The 2,432-nt window shown below is 67.2% G+C and carries 3 protein-coding genes; all 3 read right to left on the bottom strand.

Going from position 1 to position 2,432, the window contains the following annotated elements:
* Positions 1–132 precede the first annotated feature (132 nt).
* Entirely contained in the window at positions 133–555 is a 423-nt protein-coding gene (ndk, locus tag L286_RS25240; RefSeq protein WP_007684133.1) for a nucleoside-diphosphate kinase, read from the bottom strand.
* Positions 556–648: 93 nt separating this feature from the next.
* Positions 649–1,098, bottom strand: coding sequence for a DNA polymerase III subunit chi (locus L286_RS25235; protein WP_020818271.1), 450 nt, complete (start codon positions 1,096–1,098; stop codon positions 649–651).
* A partial coding sequence (locus tag L286_RS25230) for a leucyl aminopeptidase (protein WP_021222900.1) occupies positions 1,098–2,432 on the bottom strand: 1,335 nt, incomplete at its 5' end. The genes L286_RS25230 and L286_RS25235, both read right to left, overlap by 1 nt.

The raw sequence follows: 2,432 nt of genomic DNA, 5'->3' as shown, positions 1-2,432 counted from the left end.
ATGTTGCGCCAGCCCACCCCCTAACCCCCTCCCGCTTGCGGGAGGGGGAAGGTCCGCTCTCCACCCAAAGCGGCCACGAAATGGGGTCGGAAGCAGGCGCCCCGACCCCTTCTCTCAAAATATCGCGTCGGATCAGCCGACGATTTCGTCGGGCTTGAAGAAATAGGCGATCTCGATCGCGGCGTTTTCCTCGCTGTCCGAACCGTGGACCGAATTGGCCTCGATCGATTCGGCATATTCCTTGCGGATGGTGCCTTCATCGGCATTGGCCGGGTTGGTGGCGCCCATGATGTCGCGGTTGCGCTTCACCGCGTCCTCGCCTTCCAGAACCTGCACGACCACCGGGCCGGAGATCATGAAGGCGACCAGATCGGCGAAGAAGGGGCGTTCCTTGTGGACGGCGTAGAAGCCCTCGGCCTGTTCGCGGCTCATGCGGATGCGTTTCGAAGCGACGACGCGCAGACCCGCCTCCTCCAGCTTCTTGGTCACGGCGCCCGTCAGGTTGCGACGGGTCGCGTCGGGCTTGATGATCGAAAAGGTGCGGGTGACGGCCATGAGGCTCAAAAGCTCCGAATTGTTGGGATGAGTTGGCGCGCCCTTTAGACCGGGCGGATGGCTATCGCAAGAGGGGGTGGATTCCGGTCCCCGCTACGGGCCTTGCACCCATTTGCGTCCTTCCTGCCGCCAGAAGCGGGGGATCACGCCTTCCCGCTTGGCGAGTTCGCGCCAGCTTGCCCGCGCCCCGTCGATGGTTTCGGCGTCGAAGAAGTAGAAGGCGCGCTCGAAACCCAGCGCTTCCTCGCGCCATAGGCCGTCGGCCAATGCGACATGCCGTGCCCCGTTGGCGACCAGATCGGCGGCCGGGCAATGCTGCGCCAGCAGCACCGGCTGCACCGATTCGGCATCATCGCCCGCCCGGCCATGCGCCAGGAAGCTCTCCGGCGGCCCGGCCCATAGTCCGGCTGAGATCCGCTCCAACCGTTCAGGCTCCCGCGCCACCACCAGCAGGCGCGCGCCCATGTCCAGGATGCGGCCCGCTATGGCGGGCAGCACCTGTTCCACGGGATCGCGGCTGAGCTGGTAGAAATCGACCTGCATTATTGCTCGAATTTATCCGCGACATAGCGGTCGAGCAGGCGCACGCCATAGCCGGTCGCGCCCTTGTCCCAGGTCGCGCCCGGCTTGTCGGCCCAGACCATGCCGGCAATGTCGAGATGCGCCCATTTCACGCCCTCGTCGACGAAGCGCTTGATGAACTGCGCCGCGGTGATCGACCCGCCATAGCGCGGGCCGATATTCTTCATGTCGGCGATCGGGCTGTCGATCAGCTTGTTATAGGCGTCCCCCAGCGGGAAGCGCCACAACTGGTCGCCCGCCGCCTTGCCCGCCGCGATCAGGTCGTCGGCCAGCCCGTCGTCATTGGCGAAGATGCCCGCATATTCATTGCCCAGCGAAATGATCATCGCCCCGGTCAGGGTCGCAAGGTCGATGATAACCTCCGGCGCATAGGTCTTCTGCGCCCAGGTGATGACGTCGCACAGCACCAGCCGCCCTTCGGCGTCGGTGTTCAGCACCTCGATCGTCTGCCCGGACATGGAGGTGACGATGTCGCCCGGACGCTGCGCGTTGCCGTCCGGCATGTTCTCCACCAGCCCGCAAATGCCGACGACGCGCACCTTCGCCTTGCGCCCGGCCAGCGCCTTGATCGCGCCCGCGACCGCGCCCGCGCCGCCCATGTCCCACTTCATGTCTTCCATGCCCGGTCCGGGCTTCAGCGAGATGCCGCCGGTGTCGAAGGTCACGCCCTTGCCGACGAAGACCAGCGGCTTTTCGGCCGCGCCACCCGTGCCGTCCCATTCCATGGCCAGCAGGCGCGGCTCGCGCGCCGAACCCTGCGCCACGCCCAGCAGCGATCCCATGCCCAGGTCGGTCATCGCCGCCTTGTCCAGCACGGTGAGCTTGACGCCCAATTGCTCCAGATGCCTGCACCGTTCGACGAAGCTCTCGGGATAGAGGATGTTGGCGGGTTCCGACACCAGTTCGCGGGTGAAGGCCACGCCCGCCGCGACCGCCGACCGGCGTTCCCAGGCGGCCCCGGCATCGCTCGAAACCAGCGTGATCTGCTTGAGGGTCGGCTTGGCCTTTTCTGCCTGGCGCGTGCGATAGGTGTCGATCCGCCAGCCGCGCAGCGACGCGCCGAAGGCCAGCGCCGCCGCGCTCTCCCCGCTCGCGCCGCCGAAGAATTCCACCGCCGCGTGGGTCGCGCCGCTGGTCGCGAGCCGCGCCGTCAGCGCGCTGCCGGCGCGCTCATGATCCGCGTCGCTGCCCGCGCCGGTGCCCACCAGCACCACGCGCAGCACCTTGCCGCCCTCTTCCACGAAGCTCTCGAAACTGGACCCCGCCTCCCCCGTGAAGCGGGCCGCCGCGGCCCC

Source organism: Sphingobium sp. HDIP04, assembly GCF_000445085.1.
GTDB classification, from domain to species: Bacteria; Pseudomonadota; Alphaproteobacteria; order Sphingomonadales; family Sphingomonadaceae; genus Sphingobium; species Sphingobium indicum.
This window is presented reverse-complemented; position numbering and strand designations above follow the sequence as displayed.